This window comes from Ruegeria aquimaris, assembly GCF_025751555.1.
GTDB lineage: Bacteria > Pseudomonadota > Alphaproteobacteria > Rhodobacterales > Rhodobacteraceae > Ruegeria_B > Ruegeria_B aquimaris.
In genome coordinates this window covers 36,286-57,280 of sequence record NZ_JAOWLB010000013.1, presented here as the reverse complement: position 1 = coordinate 57,280, position 20,995 = coordinate 36,286, and the positions used below count along the sequence as shown (strand labels likewise).

Below are 20,995 nucleotides of genomic sequence, written 5' to 3'. Positions count from 1 at the left end.
GCTTAAAAATACTCCGGGGGAGTCGCGCGTCCGCGCGACGGGGGCAGCGCCCCCTTCACGTCGATTTCTTGGTTGACAGCAACAGGCTCGTCTCGCTCGCCTGCACCCCTTCGAACATCCGGATCTTGGCCAGCGCCGTGTCCAGATCCTCCAGCGTCTCGGTGCCCAGTTCCACAATCAGATCCCAGCGGCCATTGGTCGAGTGGATCGCCCGCACCTCCTTCAGCCCCTGCAACTGCCGCGTCACCCGCGCCGCGCCGCGCCCCTCGATCTCGATCATCATCAGCCCGCGCACCGGATCGTTCAGCACATCCTCTTTCAGGACCACCGAGAACCCCAGGATATCTCCCCGCTGCACCAGCCGCTCGATCCGCGCCCGCACCGTGGTGCGCGACAGGTCCAGCTGCAATGCCAGATCCGACAGCGACGCGCGCGCGTCATGCCTCAGCGCGGCAATCAGGCGTTCATCCGTTTTGTCCATCCTGATGCCCAATTTGATCAATCCAACGACGATATGACCAAATTTCCCACTTGGTTTCAACGCAAATCGACCAGAAATTGGCGCAACCCTGCAAAAACCCAAAGCGAACAGATGACTCCCAAACGTTGTATCCTGATCGGTGCCCCCGTGGACAGCGGCAAGCGCCGCACCGGTTGCCTGATGGGCCCCGACGCCTACCGCACCGCCGGTCTTGCCGAGGCGCTCTCCGATCTCGGCCATATCGTCGAGGATCTCGGCAATCTCTCACCCGCCGAACACGCGCCCGAGCCGAACGACACCCATCTGCATCAGCCCAACCGCACCATCGGCTGGACCAACCGCCTGATCCGCGCCGCCGAACAGGCGATGCCGCGCGGCCTGCCGATCTTTCTGGGTGGCGATCACGCGCTGGCGCTCGGCAGCGTGGCGGGCGTGACCAACCACGCCGCCCGCGTCGGGCGCCCGCAATTCGTGCTCTGGCTCGATGCCCACAGCGACTATCACACACCGGAAACATCCGCCTCGGGCAACCTGCACGGCACGCCGCTGGGCTATGTCACCGGGCGCGGCGGCTTTGCCGGTTTCCCGGTGATCACCAACCCGGTGAAGCAACGCAACATCTGCATCCTCGGCCTGCGCTCGGTCGACCGCGCCGAGCGCGAAGCGCTGCAACAGACCAAGATCCGCTTTCACGACATGCGCCAGATCGACGAGACCGGAATCGCCAAGCCGCTCCAGGCCTTCCTCGACACCGTGGCGGCGGCCAACGGCCTGCTGCATGTCTCGCTCGACGTGGATTTCCTCGACCCTGCCATCGCACCCGCCGTCGGCACCACCGTGCCCGGCGGCGCCACCATCCGCGAGGGCCATCTGGTGATGGAGATGATCTGCGACAGCGGTCTGATGACCTCGCTCGATCTGGTCGAGCTCAACCCCTTCCTCGACGAACGCGGCCGCACCGCCCAGCTGATGGTCGATCTGGCCGCATCGGCGCTGGGCCGCCGCGTCTTCGACCGCCCGACGCGGAGCTTTTCATGACCACGATCCAGGCCCCCCAGGCGGTGGTGATGATCCGCCCGCACGCGTTCCGTTCGAACCCGGAAACCCGCGCCGACAACGCCTTCCAGACCGACAGCGCCACGGGCGACACCGCGCCGCGCGCCCTGGCCGAGTTTGACGCCGCCGTCGCCACCCTGCGCGCAGCGGGTGTCCGGGTGCATGTGTTCGACGACACCGGCGCACAGGACACGCCCGACAGCGTCTTTCCCAACAACTGGTTTTCCACCCATACCGGTGGCCATGTGGCGCTTTATCCGATGTATGCCGAGAACCGCCGCCGCGAGCGCCGCCCGGACGTGATCGAGCTGTTGAAACGCGAATACCGCGTCTCGGACGTGATCGACTATAGCGGGCTGGAACAGGACGGGCTTGCGCTCGAAGGCACCGGCGCCATGGTGCTCGACCATATCGGCCGCATCGCCTATGTCGCCCGCTCGCACCGTGCCGACCCGGTGCTGCTGGAACGCTTTTGCGCCCATTTCAACTATGAACCGATCTGTTTCGACGCAGCCGATGCACAGGGTTGCCCGGTCTATCACACCAATGTTCTGATGGGGATCGGCACCGACTATGCGCTGATCTGCCTGTCGATGATCCCCGACCCGGAGCGGCGCCGGACCGTCGCCGAACGTCTGGCGGAAACCGGTCGCACCGTCATCGACCTCACCCCGGAGCAGATCGGCGAGTTTGCCGGTAACGCCATCGAACTGACCGGTCATCGTCGCCTGCTGGCGCTGTCGGCCCGCGCCCACAGGGCGCTGACCCCCGATCAGATCGCGGTGATCGAACGCTCGGCACAACTGCTGCCGCTGGCGATCCCCACCATCGAAACCGCCGGCGGGTCCGTCCGCTGCATGATCGCCGGCATCCACCTGACACGCCGCCCGCAAAGGACCGCCGCATGACCCTCTCTTCCAGCACCCCCTCCGACAAGGCGCTTGTCCCTTTCGTGTCCGTCGACCACATGATGCGCCTGATCCACCATATCGGCGTCGAAGAGATGATGCGCGGCATCGCCAGCTATATCGAGGCCGACTTTCGCCGCTGGGAAAGCTTCGACAAGACCCCGCGCGTGGCCAGCCATTCACCCGTCGGCGTGATCGAGCTGATGCCGACCTCGGATGGCGAGCTTTACGGTTTCAAATACGTGAACGGCCACCCCAAGAACACCAAGGAGGGGCTTCAGACCGTCACCGCATTCGGCCTTCTGGCCGCGGTCGAGACCGGCTATCCGGTGCTGCTGAGCGAGATGACCATGCTGACCGCGCTGCGCACCGCCGCAACCTCGGCCATGGTCGCCAAATACCTCGCGCCCAGGGGCGCGCATACGATGGCGATGATCGGCAATGGCGCCCAGTCCGAGTTCCAGACCCTGGCGATGAAGGCTATCTGCGGCCTGAAATCCGTACGTCTCTACGATACCGATCCGGCCGCAACCGCCAAGGCTGCCCGCAACCTGACCGGTCAGGGCATCGAGGTGGTGAGCTGCACCAGCTCCGAACAGGCCATCGAAGGTGCCCAGATCCTGACCACCTGCACCGCCGACAAGCAATATGCCACCATCCTGACCGACAACATGGTGGGTTCCGGCGTGCATATCAACGCCATCGGCGGCGACTGCCCGGGCAAGACCGAACTCGCCGAGGCGATCCTGCACCGCTCGGACATCTTCGTCGAATACCCGCCGCAGACCCGGATCGAAGGCGAGATCCAGCAGCTGGCGCCCGACCACCCGGTGATCGAGATGTGGCAGGTGATCACCGGCAAGGTGCCGGGCCGCAGCTCTGACCGTCAGATCACCCTGTTTGACAGCGTGGGTTTTGCCATCGAGGATTTCTCGGCCCTGCGTTACGTGCGCGACCAGTTGCAGGCCACCGGCCTTTATCACGCGCTCGACCTGCTGGCCGACCCCGACGACCCGCGCGACCTGTTCGGCATGCTGCAACGGGCGGCACCTCCCAAGGGCTGAGGGCATGCGAGGCTCTGCCTCGCGCTCCGGAGTATTTGCGGCGAAATGAAAGAGTGGACCCCGCTCTTTCCTCTTGCTGCAAATATACCCGCCGGAGGCATCGCGCCTCCCGCGCGAACCGGCCCCTTGTCAGAGGCCGGGCGGGCCGGTAAGGCGGGGGCATGACCGATACATTGCCCCCCTGCCCCGACTGCGGCTCGGCTTTCACCTATCAGGTGGACGCGCTGCTGAATTGCCCCGAATGCGGTCACGAATGGCAGGCTGTGGAGGAGACCGCGACCGAGATCCGCGACAGTGTCGGCAACCTGCTGGCCGATGGCGACACGGTGACCGTGATCAAGGACCTCAAGGTCAAGGGGTCCTCGGCGGTGGTCAAGGTCGGCACCAAGGTGCGCAACATCCGCCTGGTGGGTGGCGATCATGACATCGACTGCAAGCTGCCCGGCATCGGCCAGATGGGGCTCAAGTCGCAATTCGTGAAAAAGGCAGCGGACTGACCGGTACAAAACGGTCAATCGGGGTCTGAAACGCTGTACAAAACGGTCAAAACCGGCGCTCAGGCGTCCAGCACGGCATCCCAGTAGAGATAGTCGATCCAGCTGTCATGCAGGTGATTGGGCGGGAACTTGCGGCCCACATTGCGCAGTTCTTCGGCCTGTGGCCGACGCGGCGGCCGACGCAAGGCCATGCCCGCCTGACGCAAGGATTTCGACCCTTTGCGCAGGTTGCAGGGGGCGCAGGCAGCGACCACGTTTTCCCAGCTGGTGACGCCCCCGGCAGCCCGAGGAACCACGTGGTCAAAGGTCAGATCGCCCTTGCCGCCACAGTACTGGCAGCGGAATTCGTCCCGCAAAAACAAATTGAAGCGCGTGAAGGCCACGCGCTTCTGAGGTTTCACATAGTCCTTGAGAACCACCACCGAAGGTATTCGGATCACCACGCTCGGGCTGCGGACGAGCTCGTCATACTCGGCGACAATGTCGACCCTGTCGAGCCAGGCCGCCTTGATCGCCTCTTGCCACGGCCACAGCGACAGCGGGTAGTAGGACAATGGCCGGTAATCCGCGTTCAGAACCAGTGCCGGGTGATGTTTCAACACCCCAGGCTCCCGTACAAACTCCGTTCTGAAATCGCCATCCATTCTGGACTCTCTCCTCGTCCCGGATTGCCACCGACCTGACCCGGAGCGGGGAGCGCCCGCTCCAGCTTGATACTGACTATATATCGTGGTTGGCCTCTGGCAAGTCCTGATTACCCACAAGATGTCGCCCTCGTGCTAACGCGCCCAGGTAACAGAGAAGTGACGGTTATCCACAGGCTTGCCGCCGCCGGTCCAGACAGTTATGGCCCTGTCTATGACATGGTTCATCCGCTTCAACAAACCCTATGACGTGCTGTCCCAGTTCACCGATCGCGGCAGCGCCGGTTCGCCGCGTCAGACCCTGTCCGATTTTATCGACCTGCCTGGCGTCTATCCCGCCGGGCGCCTGGATCGCGACAGCGAGGGACTGATGCTGTTGACCGATGACGGGCGCTTGCAAGCCCGCATCGCCGACCCCCGGCACAAGATGGCCAAGACCTATTGGGCACAGGTCGAGGGTATCCCCGACGAGGCCGCTCTGCATGCCCTGGCCAAAGGTGTTGAGCTGAACGATGGTCTCACGCGGCCCGCCCGCGCCCGGCTGATCGACGCGCCGCCGGAGCTGTGGCCACGCACCCCGCCGATCCGGGTGCGCAAATCGGTTCCCGACAGTTGGATCGAACTGACCATCCGCGAAGGCCGCAACCGGCAAGTCCGCCGCATGACCGCCGCCGTTGGCCACCCGACCCTGCGCCTGATCCGTGCGCGCATCGGCGAGTGGACCATCGACGGTCTCGCCCCGGGGCAATGGGAAACCCTGCCCGCGCCCCAATCCGGCCGCTGAGCCACGGCGGACGACCGATAGGCCAACAGCGCCTAAGCTCTTCTTTTTGGTTGCAAATACTCCCGCCGAAGGCATCCCGCCGATCCGCAAGCGGCTCACTTGGCGCATGGTCACCCGGACAGGTTTGCCGCGCTCAGAGCAAGACCTTGTCGCCGCCCTCGCGCCGATAGACCTCACGCGAAACCACACCCGCCTTTGCAAGAGCGGCGCGGAACCGTCCCATATGCGGGGTTGCGAAATGCGCCTCCAGCGCCGCCAGGTCCTGCCATTCCTCATAGACGCGGAACCGGGTCTCCTGACCAAGGACCTGACTGAATTCGTAGAGGATACAGCCGGGCTCATTCAGCGTCTCGGCAACCATGTCCACTGCCGCCGCGCGGGCAAGCTCCACCCCGCCCGCGGCAATCTCGATCACACCTGTCACGATCAGCATGTGTTTCTCTCCCATTCGCCTCTACAGGTTCAGCTTGTCACGCATGAAGGCCAGTGCCACCCCCAGGCCATCCTGGTCGATGCCATGGCCGGTGCCCTTCATCACATGGGCATAGATCTCCTTGAACCCCGCGCCTTGCAGCGCCTCGGCTGCTTGCGGCAAGGATTGCGGCGGCACCACGTCGTCGGCATCGCCATGCACCAGCAGAATCGGCATGCGGCTGACCACCTCGTCAGCCAGCAGGTCCGGCTCCAGGAGCCGTCCCGAAAAGGCGACGATCCCAGCGATCGGATCCTCACGCCGGGGGGCCACGTGCAAGCTCATCATCGTGCCCTGGCTGAAGCCGAACAGCACCACCTGTTCGGGCAGCAGATCCTCGTCCACCATCAGCGCGTCGAGAAAGGCGTTGAAGTCATCGACGGCGGCGGCCATGCCGCGCCGGGCCTCTTCCTCGGACGATCCGTCGAGCCATGGAATCGGAAACCATTGGAACCCAAAGGGCATGCCCGGGATGGTCTCGGGTGCATCAGGAGCGACGAACAGCGTGTCGGGCAGATACTCTCCCAGCACATCGGCCAGCCCCAAGAGGTCCGCGCCGTTGGCGCCATAGCCATGCACGAACACCACCGCCGAGCGGGTATCGCCGGATACCGGTGCCTTGCGCCCGGCCTTCAGAACACGTGTCATCTGATCCCTTCCCTGTCCTTTGACACCCGGTAATAGGCCCAGAGCACCCGCGCCGCAACCGAGCGCCAGGGCGACCAGGCCATCGCCATCTGTCGCAGGGCGCGCTCGCTGGGGCGCTCGGGCAAGTCATAGAGTACCCGTGCCGCCTCTTGCAGAGCCAGATCGCCGGGCGCGAACACATCAGCGCGGCCCAGGCTGAACATGGCGTAGATCTCGGCGGTCCAGACCCCGATGCCGGGCACCCGGATCAGTTCGGCGATCACCTCCTGATCCGGTGCTGTACGCAAGCCCTTGAAATCAATACGCGCTTTGGCAAGCTCGCGGGCATATCGGATCTTCTGTCGGCTCAGGCCCACCGCGCGCAGATCGTCGTCGCTGGCCCAGAGGATCTTGCGCGGGCCGGTCAGACCCGCCGCCCGCATCCGTGCCCAGATCGCGTTGGCCGAGGCGACGCTGACCTGCTGGCTGACAATGGCGCTGAGCAGTTCGGCAAAGCCATCCGGGCGCCGTCGCAATGGCAAGGGCCCGGTCAGCGTCATCGCATGGGCCATGCGCGGGCAACTTTCGGCCAGCCAGGCCGCCCCTTCGGCCACGCAATCGGGGGATTCGATGATACGTCCAACAGTCATCCCGACCCCTGCGACACGATTCCAGTTCACTCAAAGGTTAATCTGTTCACAATAGGTTTCAACCGGCTTGCCGCCGCTTGCATTCACCGATACGCATGCGTCCATGACGCTCGCCGACAACCACACCAGCGACAGTCGCGCCAAACGCAATGTCGCCGTTCTCGTCGCCGCCCAGGCCATTCTGGGCGCGCAGATGCCGATGATCTTTACCATTGGCGGGCTGGCCGGCCAGTCGCTGGCCAGCAATGTCTGCCTCGCAACGCTGCCGATCTCGCTGATCGTTCTGGGGTCGATGCTGGCGGCGACACCGATTTCGGCCATCATGCAGAAATGGGGCCGCCGGGCCGGATTCCTGCTGGGGGCGCTGGCGGGTGCACTGGGCGGCGCGGTCGGGGCCTATGGCCTGTACCTCTCCTCGTTCCCGGTGTTTCTGGTGGGCAGCCTGCTGACCGGCGTTTATATGAGCGCGCATGGCTTTTATCGTTTTGCCGCCGCCGATACCGCCTCGGACGCGTTCCGGCCCAAGGCGATCTCTTATGTCATGGCAGGCGGGCTGGCCGCCGCGATCATCGGGCCGCAACTGGTGAAGGCCACGTCCGACGCTTATGTCATCCCGTTTCTGGGCACATATTACGCGGTGATTGCGGTCAACCTGCTGGGTGCGCTCCTCTTCTTCTTCCTCGACATTCCGCGCCCCACTCCGCCCGCTGCCGACAGCCCGCGCGGGCGCTCGCGGATGGAATTGCTGAAAACTTCGCGTATCGCGGTGGCGGTGATCTGCGCCATGGTCTCCTATGCGCTGATGAACCTGGTGATGACCTCGACCCCGCTGGCGGTGGTGGGCTGCGGATATGATAGGGGCGATGCGGCGGATGTGGTGACCAGCCACGTGCTGGCCATGTATGTGCCCAGCTTCTTCACCGGCCATCTGATCGCCCGGTTCGGGGTGGAAAAGGTCGTAGCCGCCGGTCTGGTGGTGCTGGCCGCCGCCGGGGTGGTGGCGCTGCAAGGCGTTGACCTCAACAACTTCTTCATTGCGCTCATTCTTCTGGGACTGGGCTGGAACTTCGGCTTCATCGGCGCCACCACAATGCTTGCCAGTGCCCATGAACCGCATGAGCGTGGCCGGATGCAGGGACTGAACGATCTGTTGGTCTTTGGCGGCGTCACCATGGCCTCGCTGGCCTCGGGCGGGCTGATGAATTGCTCGGGCGGCAATGCGGTCGAGGGCTGGACTGCCGTTAACCTGGCGATGGTTCCCTTCCTGACCCTGGCGGGGGGGGCGCTGATCTGGCTGATGCTGCGCCCTAGGGATGCGTAAGCGGGGGCGCTGCCCCCGTCGCCTGACGGCGACTCCCCCGGGATATTTTCAGCAAGAGGAAAGAGCGGAGACTGGTTTCTTTGCACCTGGCAATTGCGCTTACCAGCGGCCTGTCATGGCCTGCAGGCTAAGACGCAGATGGCGCGCAAAGGGGCTGAGGCCGATTTGACCCGTCGCGACACGGCCCGGGTCCTGCTGCAACTGGCGAAGGACAGCACCGCTTTGCCAGCCTGCCAACAGCGCGGGCCGGGCAGCAAGTGAGATCAGGGCACGTTTGGCGCGGGCACGCGACAGCCGGTCAAGCCCCTCTTCTGCAAGGCGTCGGATGCCCGCGGGGGAACCATCGAGCAGCGGGATGCGCCCGCGTGCCTCCAGCTCGGGGATGGCGCGAAACCAGTTGGCCAGTCCCGTCGCATAGCCGTAATCGCGCAAGACATCCTCGTCCGCCTGCCCCAGCGCCGCTGCGCTCGCGCAAAGCAGGCTGGCGCTGCTCTGTTCCAGATAGCGGGTCAAGTGGGCGTCATCCTCGAACGGGTCGCGGTAGATGTCCCAGCGCCGCACCGCCACGAACCCATCCAGCCGCGCCGCCATCTGCGGGCTGAGGATACCCGCCAGCGGCGTCACCACCGGATGCCGGCGCGGCGGCTTGCCGAGCGCCAGTTCTTCCAGCGCGTCGCGCCACCATTGCAGCCGCATCTCGGCAATCATCGGCTCGGCCGAGGCCCAGGGCGCGCGCGCCACCTCGACCGCCAGCGCATAGAGCGGGAACAGCACCCGCCGCGCCGCCACCGGCGCCGCCATCGCCGCCGCGAAACGGTCCGGGTCGGCGCGCTGCACCAGCTCGGCGCAGGCGGACAGATCGGCGTCGAAGACGTCGTTCACTCCGCCGCCACCCCTTGCCCCGCGCAATCGCGCAACAGTTTCCAGTTGATCGCGTCCAGCAGCGCCTCGAACGAGGCGTCGACTATGTTGGCGCTGACGCCCACGGTGGACCAGCGCCGCCCCTTGCCATCCTCGCTGTCGATGATGACGCGGGTCACGGCCTCGGTGCCACCCTGGGTGATGCGCACCTTGAAATCCACCAACCGCATGTCGCTGAGGATCGCCGAATAGCGCCCCAGATCCTTGGCCAGCGCCTTGTAGAGCGCGTTGACAGGACCCCGGTCGCTGCCGGTCTCGTCCAGCGACTCGCTGACCGAAAGCAGCTTTTCGCCGTCCACCTTGACCACCACGACCGCCTCGGACAGGCTGACCATGCGGTCATACTTGTTCTTGCGCCGCTCGACCGTGACCTTGTAGCGCTTGACCTCGAAGAACGCGGGCATCTGGCCCAGTTCGCGCCGCGCCAGCAGCTCGAAACTGGCCTGCGCGGTGTCATAGGAATAGCCCTCGTCCTCGCGCAGTTTGATAAGGTCCAGTATACGCCCCAGCGCCGGGTCGCCTGGCGGCACGGTCAGCCCCGCATCGGTCAGCCGCTTGCGCAGGTTCGACTGGCCCGCCTGGTTCGACATCGGGATGATGCGCTCGTTGCCGACCAGCGCCGGGTCGATATGTTCATAGGTTGAAGGGTCCTTGAGGATGGCGCTGGCATGCAGCCCGGCCTTGTGCGCAAAGGCCGAGGAGCCGACATAGGGCGCCTGTTTCACCGGCACCCGGTTCAGGATATCGTCCAGCATGCGGCTGATCCGGGTCAGGTCGGCCAGCGCCCCCGCGCTGACACCGGTTTCGAACCGGCTGGCATAAGGCTCCTTGAGCAGCAGCGTCGGGATCAGCGAGGTCAGGTTGGCATTGCCACAACGCTCGCCCAGCCCATTCAGCGTGCCCTGGATCTGGCGCGCACCCGCCATCACCGCGGCCAGCGAACAGGCCACCGCCTGATCGGTGTCGTTGTGGCAATGGATGCCCAGACGGTCGCCGGGGATACCGGCGGCGATCACCTCGCCCACCACGCGGGCCACATCAGCGGGCATGGCGCCGCCATTGGTGTCGCACAGCACGATCCAGCGCGCGCCTGCCTCCAGCGCGGCGCGGCAGACCTCCAGCGCATAGGCGGGATTGTCGCGATAGCCGTCAAAGAAATGCTCGGCATCAAACAGCGCCTCACGCCCCTGCGCCACGATATGGGCCATCGAGGCGCGGATGTTCCCGGTGTTCTCGGGCAGGTCGATCCCAAGCGCATGGGTCACGTGGTAGTCATGCGCCTTGCCGACCAGACAGACGATGCCCGTGCCCGCGTTCATCACGGCGGCCAGCACATCGTCATTCTCGGCCGAACGGCCCGACCGCTTGGTCATGCCAAAGGCGGTCAGCCGCGCGCGGGTCGCTGGCGCGGCCTCGAAAAACGCGCTGTCGGTGGGGTTGGCGCCGGGCCAGCCACCTTCGATATAGTCGATGCCCAGACTGTCCAGCGCCTGGGCGATGCGCACCTTCTCGGCCGTGGAAAACTGCACGCCCTGGGTCTGCTGCCCGTCGCGCAGGGTGGTGTCGTAGAGGTAGAGGCGGTCAGCCATGGTCCGGCTCCTGCTTCTTTCTGGTAACAAATACTCCGGGGTCCGGGGCAGAGCCCCGGTCCGACGGCTTTGGCCTGCAAAACGGCACGAGAGTCATTGCAACGCTTCCAGCTTGGCCGCGTCGAAATCGGGCCCAGGCACAAGTTCGACGCCGCTCTTGCTCATGCGCACTTCGAGTCCCGCCGCGACCAGGGCGGATTTCAGCCGATCCACTTCCGAGAAATCCTTGCTTGCCATTGCATTCTGGCGCGCAGTGAAGAGCCGCGCCGCCTGCTCCGACAGGTCGACCACCGGAACCTCGGCCCAGGCTCCGATTGCCTCCGTCAGCAGTCCCATTATCCGGGCCGATGCCAGAAGCGCCGGAGGCTCACCTTCGGCAGCAAGACGATGCAGTTCGGCAATCGCGCCTGCCGTATTGAGATCGTCGGCCAGCGCCTCGATCACCGCAGGTGCGGCGCTGGCGGCGGGTTCGATGCCCGCTGTCAGCGCATGCCACTTGCGCAATGTCGCTTCCGCCTCTTTCGCTTTCTTCTCGGTCCAGTCCATCGGCTTGCGGTAATGCGTGCTGAGGAACACGAACCGGATCACCTCGCCCGGGATGCCCTGATCCAAGAGGTCGCGCACGGTAAAGAAGTTGCCCAGCGACTTGGACATCTTCTTACCCTCGACCTGCAACATCTCGTTATGCAGCCATATATTTGCAAAACGACCCTCGGGATGGGCGCAGCAGCTTTGCGCGATTTCGTTCTCGTGATGCGGAAACATCAGGTCGTTGCCGCCGCCGTGAATGTCGAAGCTTTCGCCCAAGAGCTCGTAACTCATGGCCGAGCATTCGATATGCCAGCCCGGCCGCCCCCGGCCCCAGGGGCTGTCCCAGCCGGGCAGATCGGGGGTCGAGGGTTTCCACAGCACGAAATCCATCGGGTTCTTCTTGTAGGGCGCGACCTCGACCCGGGCACCCGCGACCATGTCGTCGACCGAGCGGCCCGAGAGCTTGCCATAGTGCTCTTTCCACGAATCCACCGCGAACAGCACATGCCCCTCGGCCTCATAGGCATGGCCCTTGGCGATCAGGTCAGCGATCATCGCCACCATCTGCGGGATATATTGCGTCGCGCGCGGCATGTGGTCGGGTTCCAGCGCGCCCAATTCGCCCATGTCGTCCAGAAACCACTGGGTCGTCTCGGCGGTGATATCGCCGATAGGTCGCCCGCTTTCGGCCGCGCGCGCGTTGATCTTGTCGTCCACATCGGTGAAGTTGCGGGCATAGGTCACGTGATCCGCGCCATAGACATGGCGCAGCAGACGGTAGAGCACGTCGAACACCACCACGGGCCGCGCGTTGCCCAGATGCGCCCGGTCATAGACGGTGGGACCGCAGACATACATGCGCACATTCTGGGGGTCGATCGGGACAAACTCTTCCTTTGTCCGCGTCCTTGTGTTGTGCAGCTTGATTGTCGTCATCGGTCTTGTTCCTCAACAGCATGCGGCAGGCGCTTGTCAGCGCGGGCTTAGCAACTTGTCTTTGCGAAGGAAACGACGAATGACCAGCCCGCGATTGGATCAGCGGGTAATGCAGCAGATAATGATGCGAATGGTGCGGGTCATGGTATATCGTCTAGCACGCCAGGCCTGCTTCTCCAACATGAAAATCCGGACGGCGATTGACAAGCGGAACCACCTCTGCCCCTCTCCGCCTGGAACGCAGGCAAGGGAAGCGACATGAGACTGTCACGGCGGATAACCGGCCTCACCGGGGGTGGATCGGATGGGTGGGACCTGTTCCTGCGGGCGCGGCGGATGATCGCCGAAGGCATCGCCGTGACCGAGTTGACCATTGGCGAGCATGACACGCGGACGCACAGCTCGATTCTCGATGCCATGGACCGCTCCGCCCGGAGCGGTCATACCGGTTATGCCATGGTGCCCGGCACGGCTCTGTTGCGCGATACGGTGGCCGCGCGGGTGCAAGAACGGACCGGCCAGCGCACCACCCGTGACAACGTGCTGATCACGCCCGGAGGTCAGGCGGCCCTGTTCGCGGCGCATAGTGCGGCTTGTGATCCCGGGGATACGGCGCTGTTTGTTGATCCCTATTACGCCACCTATCCGGGCACGATTCGCGGTGCCGGCGCCCTGCCCCGCGCCGTGATCGCGAGGGCCGAGGACGGGTTCCAGCCGCGCGCCGAAGCGATCGGGGCCGAGGCAGATGGCGCGGTGTCTCTCCTGATCAACTCACCCAACAATCCGACGGGGGTGGTCTATGGCCGTGAAACGCTGGAGGGGATCGCCCGTGTCTGCCGGGATCGCGATCTGTGGCTGATCTCGGACGAGGTCTATGACACCCAGATCTGGGAAGGGGCGCATCTGTCTCCCCGTACTTTGCCCGGAATGGCCGAGCGCACGCTGGTCGTTGGTTCAATGTCCAAGTCCCACGCCATGACCGGGTCGCGCTGCGGCTGGATCGTGGGCCCGGAAGAGGCGATTTCGCATCTGATCACGCTGGCCCCCCATACCACCTATGGCGTGCCCGGGTTTGTCCAGGACGCGGCGGTGTTCGCCCTGGGGGAAGGACGCGACCTGGAAGAGGAAATTGCAACCCCGTTTCGTCGGCGCCGAGAGCTTGCGCAGCATATCCTGGCGGGCCAGAATGCCGTCCGTCTCAGCCCGGCCCAGGGGGCGATGTACCTGATGTTGGATATACGGGCGACCGGCCTGTCGGGCGAGGCCTTTGCCGCGACCTTGCTCGAAACCCACCATATCGCCGTAATGCCGGGGGAAAGTTTTGGCAAGGCGGCGGCGGGCCATGTTCGGGTGGCAATGACCGTTGCCGACGATGCCTTTGCCAAAGCGCTCAAGACGCTCTGTCATTTTGCGGCGCAGCAGGCGCCTAGCCTGCCCCAAATATGATATCGGGCGGCCCGCAGGCCGCCCGCCCTTGATTTCAATAGCCTCAGAACCGGAACGAAGCCCGCAGGTTGAAGGTATCGACGTTGAAATCGCTGCCCGCACCGCCCAGATCGTTGAACTCGTGGCGTAAAACCTCGCCGCTCACGGCCCATTTTTAGGTCACGGGATAGGCCAACCCGACCCCATAGACGAGCCCGGTGTCATTACCGAACGACGTGGTTGCCCGCGCGGCGCCCACCACGCCATAGCCCAGAACCGGTCCGAAATCGTACCCGGCCTTGGCCTTGAACCGGCCGATATTGTCGATCGTGCCGCCAGCACCGCCCAGATCGGCATTCACGCGGTCATATTCGACCTCGCCGCCCAGCACGAACCCGCTACCAAAGGAATAGTCATAGCCGACATGGCCGCCAAATCTGGTGTTGTCCCCGTCGCGCGCGCCCGGTCCGTCGGCGTCGGTGTAACCGACCCCCAGACCAAGATACGGGCCGTTGAACTCACCGGCCAAGGCGGGAAGGGATGCAACCGAGATGATCGCTGCGGCGGATACCAAGAGTTTCATTTTCTGAATCCTTGTCATTGACGCGCCAGCGTCGGATAGGACCAGGACTGCTCTGCCTGCACGTGGCGCCGGCGCATTCTCCAGATGTGAGTCCTGGGCCGGTGCTGCAATGAAAGGTCAGCCACGGATCAAGCCATGCGCTGAAACCTGCCCGATCCCTGGCAGGGATCGCGGTTTTCCGCGCATGGCGTCTGCGACCTTCTGGTCGCAAACAGGACAGAATACGTCGGCATGCACTGTAGGGTCTCGTCATTCGGGAGTGAGGCCATATGCAAGGCGAACGCAGCAAGATCTGTCTGGTCAGTCGCACCATCGGTGCCGATCGCGGTCGCGCGGCGCGGGGTCGGCCAGTCCGGGTCTGAGCACGGATCAGACCTTCGGACCTTTTCAATACCGGATACCCAGACATGAATGACCAGAATCGTAACTCCGCCCGCTCCGGCGGTCGTGCCGCCCGTCGTGCCGCCCGCGCCTCGGCCCTGCCAGATCACCTGCGCCCCATTCGCCCCGGCATGAGCGGCGGTGCGCTCAACGTGCTCAGCCAGCAGGACATGGAGCGCATCCATAACGCCGCGCTCGACGCGCTGGAGCGGATCGGGCTGGCCGATGCGCCGCAAAGCGGCATCGACTACCTGACTGCCGCAGGATGTACCCTGGGCGAGGATCGCCGCATCCGCTTCCCGCGCGCCCTGGTCGAGGATACGCTGGCCCGCGCCAATCGCTCGGTCACGCTCTACAGCCGCGATGGCAAGACCGATCTCGACCTGTCCGGCACCCGCGTCCATTACGGCACCGCTGGCGCCGCCGTGCACATGGTCGATGTGGAGGGTCGAGAATACCGGGATTCGACCGTTCAGGATCTGCACGACGCCGCGCGCATCTGCGAACAACTGGACAATATCCATTTCGTTCAGCGCCCTATGGTCTGTCGCGATATTCCCGACAACCGCGACATGGACCTGAACACGGTCTATGCCTGCTGCGCGGGCACGTTCAAACATGTCGGCACCTCGTTCACCGATCCGTCTTATGTGAAACCGGCCATCGAGATGCTGCATCTGATCGCCGGAGGCGAGGACAAATGGCGAGAGCGGCCTTTTGTGTCGAACTCCAACTGTTTTGTCGTCCCGCCGATGAAATTCGCCACCGAATCCTGCCTGGTGATGGAGGAATGCATCAAGTACGGCATGCCAGTGCTTCTGCTGTCCGCCGGAATGGCGGGGGCCACGGCCCCGTCTACCATCGCGGGTGCCATCGTGCAGGCGGTGGCCGAATGCCTTGCCGGGCTGGTTTACGTAAACGCCGTAAAGCCCGGCGCACCGGCAGTTTTCGGCACCTGGCCTTTTGGGCTGGATCTGCGCACCGGCGCGATGACCGGAGGCTCGGGCGAGCAGGCGCTTTTAACCGCGGGCTGCGCCCAGATGCATCGGTTTTACGATCTGCCGGGCGGTGCCGCGGCTGGTATCGCCGACAGCAAGCTGCCCGATATGCAAGCCGGGTGGGAGCAGATGTGTTCCAACGTGATGGCGGGCCTCTCGGGGTTGAACATGGTTTACGAAGCGGCGGGCATGCATGCCTCGTTGCTGGGCTTCTGTCACGAGAGCCTGATCCTGTCGGATGACCTGATCGGACAGGCGTTGCGCTGTGTGCGCGGGATCGAGGTCAATGACGAAACCCTGGCCCTAGATCAGATCGCCCAGGTCTGCCTGGGCGGATCGGGCCATTACCTCGGCACCGATGCGACGCTGAGCCGGATGCAGTTGGACCATGTCTATCCGACCTATGGCGATCGGACCTCGCCCAAGGAATGGGCCGAGATCGGCAAGCCCGATCTTGTGACCAAGGCAAAGGCACGCAAGGAGCAGATCCTGGCAGAGCGCTCGCCAGCCCGGTTCGACCCGGTGACCGATGCCGCGATCCGGGCACAATTCAACATTTACCTCCGCGCATAAGGCGCTGAAATAGCGCCGTAATACTATCTCAAAATGGTCAATTCAGCTGGCCATTCGGAAATGGGTCACGCTATTTCCAAAGAAAAGAAAAAGGGGGCCGGGGCCCCCTTTGAGTTTCGCCATCCAGGCTCACTTCGTTGACCGCCCGGTTTTTCTGCCTGCGGCCTGGACGCGTCGGGGGCGAGCGCACCCGCCCCGTGATCGAGTGAGGGGGCTGGTCACCCCGCCCCACCCGGGACCCGGCAACCCCAGCAGATGGGGCCGTCGGCTGGAACGCCGGGCACGGATGGACCGCGCCGCCGGTTCCGGATTTCGGCGGGGCCGGATTTCCGAGGGAAGCCCCCGGCCCCTACGCGCCCCGGCGGGGGCGCGATCCTGCACCGGTGGTTACGAGCAGCCGCTCGTCGCACCGCAGGTGTTGCACTTCATGCAGGTGCCGTTTCGCACCAGCGTGTAGTTGCCGCATTCGCCACAGGCCTCGCCCTCGTACCCCTGCATCCGGGCCTTGGTGCGCGCATCCATGCCGGTAACGGTGCCGGAGGTCAGCGCGGTGACAGTCACCGAGGCTGCGCCTGTTTCGGGCACAAGTGTCTGGAGCGCCGCCAACGGGTCGGCGCCGTTCACGGCGCCACCGTTCAGAACCACGAGTTCCTGCGGCAAACGCTTGCGCAGATAGCCGGTCGAGCTGATCTGCTTCAGCACCTCGAGCGATTTGGACGCCGCCGTTTCGGTCACCGGCGTCACGTTCGAGACGCCCTCTTCCTCGCCGCGACCGATATCGTCGAAGGTGGCGCCTTCGGGTTTGACATGCGCCAGGTCAGTGCGGTCGAGATAGCTGACCGCCAGTTCCCGGAACACGTAGTCGAGGATCGAGGTGGCGTTCTTGATCGAGTCGTTGCCCTGCACCATGCCCGCGGGTTCGAACTTGGTGAAGGTAAAGGCGTCGACAAATTCTTCCAGCGGCACGCCATATTGCAGGCCGACCGAAACCGCGATGGCAAAGTTGTTCATCATCGCGCGGAAACCGGCACCTTCCTTGTGCATGTCGATGAAGATCTCGCCAAGGCTGCCGTCACCATATTCGCCGGTGCGCAGATACACCTTGTGACCGCCCACGATCGCCTTTTGGGTATAGCCCTTGCGGCGATGCGGCAGCTTTTCGCGGTGGCTGCGGATCACCTCCTTGACCACGATCTTTTCAATCACCTTCTCGGCCAGCACGGCGGCCTTCTCGGCGGGAGAGCCGCTTTCCAGGATTTCCGCCGCCTCGTCGTCATCCTCGACCAAGGCCGTGGCCAGAGGCTGGCTCAGCTTGGATCCATCGCGGTAGAGCGCGTTGGCCTTGACCCCCAGCGACCAGCTCAGCTCGTACGCCTTCTGGCAATCCTCGATAGTGGCGTTGTTGGGCATGTTGATCGTCTTGGAAATCGCGCCCGAGATGAAACTCTGCGCCGCCGCCATCATGGTGATGTGGCTGTCCACGCCCAGGAACCGCTTGCCCTTCTTGCCGCAGGGATTGGCGCAATCGAAGATCGCATAATGCTCCTTGGAAAGATGCGGCGCGCCTTCAAGCGTCATGGTCCCGCAGACATGGTCGTTGGCGGCTTCGATATCCTTTTTCGAGAAGCCGAGATGGCGCAGCAGGTCGAATGTCGGATCGTTCAGCTTGGCATCCGGGATGCCCAGGACCTGCGTGCAGAATTCCTGGCCTAAGGTCCACTGGTTGAACACAAAGCGGATGTCAAAGGCCGACTCGAGCGCCGCCTCGATCTTGCTCAGCTCATTCGGGCCAAAACCGTGACCGGTTAGCGAGGTATGGTTGATCCCCGGCGCATTGCCAATCGAGCCATGGCCAACGGCATAGGACACGATTTCTTCGATCTGGGAACTCGAATAGCCCAGATGCTCCAGTGCGGCAGGTACCGAGCGGTTGATGATCTTGAAATATCCGCCGCCGGCCAGTTTCTTGAACTTCACCAGCGCGAAATCGGGTTCGATCCCGGTGGTATCGCAATCCATCACCAGACCGATGGTGCCGGTGGGTGCGATAACCGTGGTCTGCGCGTTGCGATAGCCGTTCTTCTCGCCTAGGCTCAGCGCCTCGTCCCAGGCGGTCATCGCCAATTCGACCAGCCGGTTGTCGGGGCAATTGGCGTGATCCAGCGGCACCGGCTTGACGCTCAGCTTTTCATAGCCGTTGGCCTTGCCATAAGCAGCGGCGCGGTGGTTGCGAATGACGCGCAGCATGTGATCGGCATTGCGCTGGTATCCGGAAAACGGCCCCAGCTCTCCGGCGATCTCGGCCGAGGTGGCATAGGCGACACCGGTCATGATCGCGGTCAGCGCACCACACAGCGCGCGCCCCTCGTCGCTGTCATAACCATAACCCATGTTCATCAACAGACCGCCGATATTGGCATAGCCCAGACCCAGGGTGCGGAAATCATAGCTCAGCTGCGCGATTTCCTTGGACGGAAACTGCGCCATCATCACCGAGATTTCCAGCGTCAGCGTCCAGAGCCGGATCGCATGCATATAGTCGTCGGCCTGAAACTCGCCCTCCTTGAGGAAGGTCAGCAGGTTCATCGACGCTAGGTTACATGCGGTATCGTCCAGGAACATATACTCCGAGCACGGGTTCGACCCGCGGATCGGCCCATCTTCGGGGCAGGTGTGCCATTCGTTGACGGTATCGTGGAACTGGATGCCCGGATCGGCACAGGCCCAGGCGGCATGGCCGACCTTTTCCCACAGATCGCGCGCCTTGACCGTTCGGGCGACCTTGCCATCGACCCGGTTGATCAGTTCCCAATCTGCGTCTTTTTCGACCGCCTTGAGGAAGGCGTTGGTCACACGGATCGAATTGTTCGAGTTCTGCCCCGAGACAGAACTGTAGGCATCGCTGTCCCAATCGGTGTCATAGGTCGGGAACTCGATGCTGGTGTGGCCCTGCCTGGCGTAGTCCAGAACCCGCTTGATATAGGTCTCCGGGATCGCGACCTTCTTGGCCTCGCGGATCGCGGCCTTGAGCCCATCGTTGGTGTTTGGATCATAGGCATCCGCCTCGACCCCGTCCCAGGACCGGATGGCGGCGAAGATGCCGTTCAGCATCTTTTCGTGCATCTTCGAGCCGGCCACGATGCTGGCGACCTTCTGCTCTTCGATCACTTTCCACTGGATGAACTGTTCGATATCGGGGTGGTCGGCGTCGACGATCACCATCTTGGCTGCCCGGCGCGTGGTGCCACCCGACTTGATAGCGCCCGCCGCCCGATCGCCGATCTTAAGGAAGCCCATCAGGCCCGAGGACTTGCCGCCGCCCGACAGTTTCTCTCCCTCGGCGCGCAGGTGGCTGAAGTTGGTGCCGGTGCCGGACCCGTATTTGAACAGGCGCGCCTCGCGTACCCACAGGTCCATGATCCCGCCGTCGTTCACCAGGTCGTCACTGACCGACTGGATGAAACAGGCATGCGGCTGGGGATGCTCATAGGCGCTGTCGGATTTGGTCAGCTTGCCGGTCTTGTAGTCTACATAGTGGTGACCCTGAGCCGGGCCGTCGATGCCATAGGCCCAATGCAGGCCGGTGTTGAACCACTGCGGGCTATTGGGGGCCGCGCGCTGGGTCGCCAGCATGAAGCGCATCTCGTCATAATAAGCGCGCGCGTCTTCTTCGGTGGAGAAATAGCCGCCTTTCCAGCCCCAATAGGCCCAGGCACCGGCCAGACGGTCAAACACCTGTTTCGATGAGGTTTCTCCGCCCATCACGGCACCTTCATCGGCGACCGACCGCCACAGGAACTCGGGCACGCCCTTCTCACGCACCTTCTTGAGACGGCTGGGAACGCCCGCCTTGCGAAAGTACTTTTGTGCGATAACGTCGCTTGCCACCTGGCTCCAGTCTTCGGGGATCTCGATGTCGTCCAACCGGAACACGATGCTGCCATCGGGATTGCGAATCTCGGAGGTCGCGGTGACAAACTCCAGCTCCGCATACGCATCCTGCCCTGCAATCGTGAACTTTCTATCGATCTTCATGTCCCCAGCCCCTGGTCCTTTGGTTCATATGTGGCCGCCTGGCCTTGCTCCGATTTCGGGTCCTGACCCGAACCGGATAGATACGCAAAGATCGGCCAGCCGACCCGGTCGGCACTCGGCATCCCTGCGCACTCGTTGGCTTGCGGTCGTCCCATCCATGCGCGGCCTCTGAATTATTAACTACCAGATTTAGTGGCTCAACGCTCGGCTCACACAATCTGACGTATTGGGACATATCAGGTCAACGGCAATTTTTGACTTTCGAGGATTCTTTTTGGTTGACCTCGCACGTGCCGGAATCCGCCCGTCACAGCGCTGCGATTCCTCCACATGTCGTCCACAGGAGTTCGCTGCGACCGCAAAATGACCGTTGCGACGTTTTCCCGATTTTTCAGGCAAGTTTAGCAGCGTTGTCGTTCAGACCCGCGCAACTATACTGCATCGCAGCAAATCTGAATCGGCCTCGCAGCGCCTGTCGAAATGGCATAGAGGTTGCACATCAGCCTGCCAAACACCTGA

The 20,995-nt window shown here is 63.6% G+C and carries 18 protein-coding genes; 8 read left to right on the top strand and 10 right to left on the bottom strand.

Annotation, left to right across the window (positions count from 1 at the left end; translation table 11 throughout):
- Positions 1–55: 55 nt before the first annotated feature.
- A complete protein-coding gene (locus OE747_RS16535; protein ID WP_263829660.1) occupies positions 56–481 on the bottom strand; it encodes an Lrp/AsnC family transcriptional regulator in 426 nt (141 codons plus the stop codon).
- A gap of 111 nt (positions 482–592) precedes the next feature.
- On the opposite strand from OE747_RS16535, the gene rocF reads away from it, so the two are divergent.
- From rocF to OE747_RS16515, 4 genes are all read left to right on the top strand, one after another.
- A complete protein-coding gene (gene rocF, locus OE747_RS16530) occupies positions 593–1,519 on the top strand; it encodes an arginase (protein WP_263829659.1) in 927 nt (308 codons plus the stop codon).
- Complete coding sequence (gene ctlX, locus OE747_RS16525) at positions 1,516–2,445, top strand: citrulline utilization hydrolase CtlX (RefSeq protein ID WP_263829658.1); 930 nt, start codon at positions 1,516–1,518, stop codon at positions 2,443–2,445. Before rocF ends, ctlX begins: the two co-directional genes overlap by 4 nt.
- Complete coding sequence (locus tag OE747_RS16520) at positions 2,442–3,509, top strand: ornithine cyclodeaminase (protein WP_263829657.1); 1,068 nt, start codon at positions 2,442–2,444, stop codon at positions 3,507–3,509. Before ctlX ends, OE747_RS16520 begins: the two co-directional genes overlap by 4 nt.
- Before the next feature lie 161 nt (positions 3,510–3,670).
- On the top strand, positions 3,671–4,006 hold the full coding sequence (locus OE747_RS16515; RefSeq protein ID WP_263829656.1) for a zinc ribbon domain-containing protein YjdM: 336 nt from the start codon (positions 3,671–3,673) through the stop codon (positions 4,004–4,006).
- 59 nt (positions 4,007–4,065) lie between these two features.
- Here OE747_RS16515 and OE747_RS16510 read toward each other — a convergent pair whose 3' ends face one another.
- Entirely contained in the window at positions 4,066–4,650 is a 585-nt protein-coding gene (locus OE747_RS16510; protein ID WP_263829655.1) for an HNH endonuclease, read from the bottom strand.
- 214 nt (positions 4,651–4,864) lie between these two features.
- Here OE747_RS16510 and OE747_RS16505 point away from each other — a divergent pair, with 214 nt between their 5' ends.
- Positions 4,865–5,434: an rRNA large subunit pseudouridine synthase E gene (locus OE747_RS16505; RefSeq protein WP_263829654.1), complete on the top strand. Its 570-nt coding sequence runs from the start codon at positions 4,865–4,867 to the stop codon at positions 5,432–5,434.
- Between the two features lie 133 nt (positions 5,435–5,567).
- Here OE747_RS16505 and OE747_RS16500 read toward each other — a convergent pair whose 3' ends face one another.
- From OE747_RS16500 to OE747_RS16490, 3 genes are read right to left on the bottom strand one after another with little or no spacing between them, the layout of a single operon-like run.
- Positions 5,568–5,867, bottom strand: coding sequence for a putative quinol monooxygenase (locus OE747_RS16500; RefSeq protein ID WP_263829653.1), 300 nt, complete (start codon positions 5,865–5,867; stop codon positions 5,568–5,570).
- A gap of 21 nt (positions 5,868–5,888) precedes the next feature.
- On the bottom strand, positions 5,889–6,554 hold the full coding sequence (locus OE747_RS16495) for an alpha/beta hydrolase (RefSeq protein WP_263829652.1): 666 nt from the start codon (positions 6,552–6,554) through the stop codon (positions 5,889–5,891).
- Entirely contained in the window at positions 6,551–7,183 is a 633-nt protein-coding gene (locus OE747_RS16490; protein WP_263829651.1) for a DNA-3-methyladenine glycosylase family protein, read from the bottom strand. Before OE747_RS16490 ends, OE747_RS16495 begins: the two co-directional genes overlap by 4 nt.
- 103 nt (positions 7,184–7,286) lie before the next feature.
- On the opposite strand from OE747_RS16490, the gene OE747_RS16485 reads away from it, so the two are divergent.
- Positions 7,287–8,504 carry an MFS transporter gene (locus OE747_RS16485; protein WP_263829650.1) on the top strand — a complete coding sequence of 406 codons (1,218 nt, stop codon included), beginning with the start codon at positions 7,287–7,289 and terminating at the stop codon, positions 8,502–8,504.
- A 99-nt stretch (positions 8,505–8,603) separates the two neighbouring features.
- On the opposite strand, the gene OE747_RS16480 is transcribed toward OE747_RS16485, so the two are convergent.
- The 3 genes from OE747_RS16480 to cysS all read right to left on the bottom strand — a co-directional run bounded on the left by OE747_RS16480 (position 8,604) and on the right by cysS (position 12,481).
- Positions 8,604–9,386, bottom strand: coding sequence for a squalene/phytoene synthase family protein (locus OE747_RS16480; protein WP_263829649.1), 783 nt, complete (start codon positions 9,384–9,386; stop codon positions 8,604–8,606).
- Complete coding sequence (cimA, locus tag OE747_RS16475) at positions 9,383–11,014, bottom strand: citramalate synthase (RefSeq protein ID WP_263829648.1); 1,632 nt, start codon at positions 11,012–11,014, stop codon at positions 9,383–9,385. Before cimA ends, OE747_RS16480 begins: the two co-directional genes overlap by 4 nt.
- Positions 11,015–11,107: 93 nt before the next feature.
- Positions 11,108–12,481: a cysteine--tRNA ligase gene (cysS, locus tag OE747_RS16470; protein ID WP_263829647.1), complete on the bottom strand. Its 1,374-nt coding sequence runs from the start codon at positions 12,479–12,481 to the stop codon at positions 11,108–11,110.
- 258 nt (positions 12,482–12,739) lie between these two features.
- Here cysS and OE747_RS16465 point away from each other — a divergent pair, with 258 nt between their 5' ends.
- Positions 12,740–13,927, top strand: a complete 1,188-nt coding sequence (locus OE747_RS16465; RefSeq protein ID WP_263829646.1) for a pyridoxal phosphate-dependent aminotransferase — start codon at positions 12,740–12,742, stop codon at positions 13,925–13,927.
- 154 nt (positions 13,928–14,081) lie between these two features.
- Here OE747_RS16465 and OE747_RS16460 read toward each other — a convergent pair whose 3' ends face one another.
- Positions 14,082–14,489: an outer membrane protein gene (locus OE747_RS16460; protein ID WP_263829645.1), complete on the bottom strand. Its 408-nt coding sequence runs from the start codon at positions 14,487–14,489 to the stop codon at positions 14,082–14,084.
- 407 nt (positions 14,490–14,896) lie between these two features.
- On the opposite strand from OE747_RS16460, the gene OE747_RS16455 reads away from it, so the two are divergent.
- Complete coding sequence (locus OE747_RS16455) at positions 14,897–16,441, top strand: trimethylamine methyltransferase family protein (RefSeq protein ID WP_263829644.1); 1,545 nt, start codon at positions 14,897–14,899, stop codon at positions 16,439–16,441.
- 387 nt (positions 16,442–16,828) lie between these two features.
- Here OE747_RS16455 and OE747_RS16450 read toward each other — a convergent pair whose 3' ends face one another.
- Positions 16,829–20,476, bottom strand: coding sequence for a vitamin B12-dependent ribonucleotide reductase (locus OE747_RS16450; RefSeq protein WP_263829643.1), 3,648 nt, complete (start codon positions 20,474–20,476; stop codon positions 16,829–16,831).
- Positions 20,477–20,995: the final 519 nt, after the last annotated feature.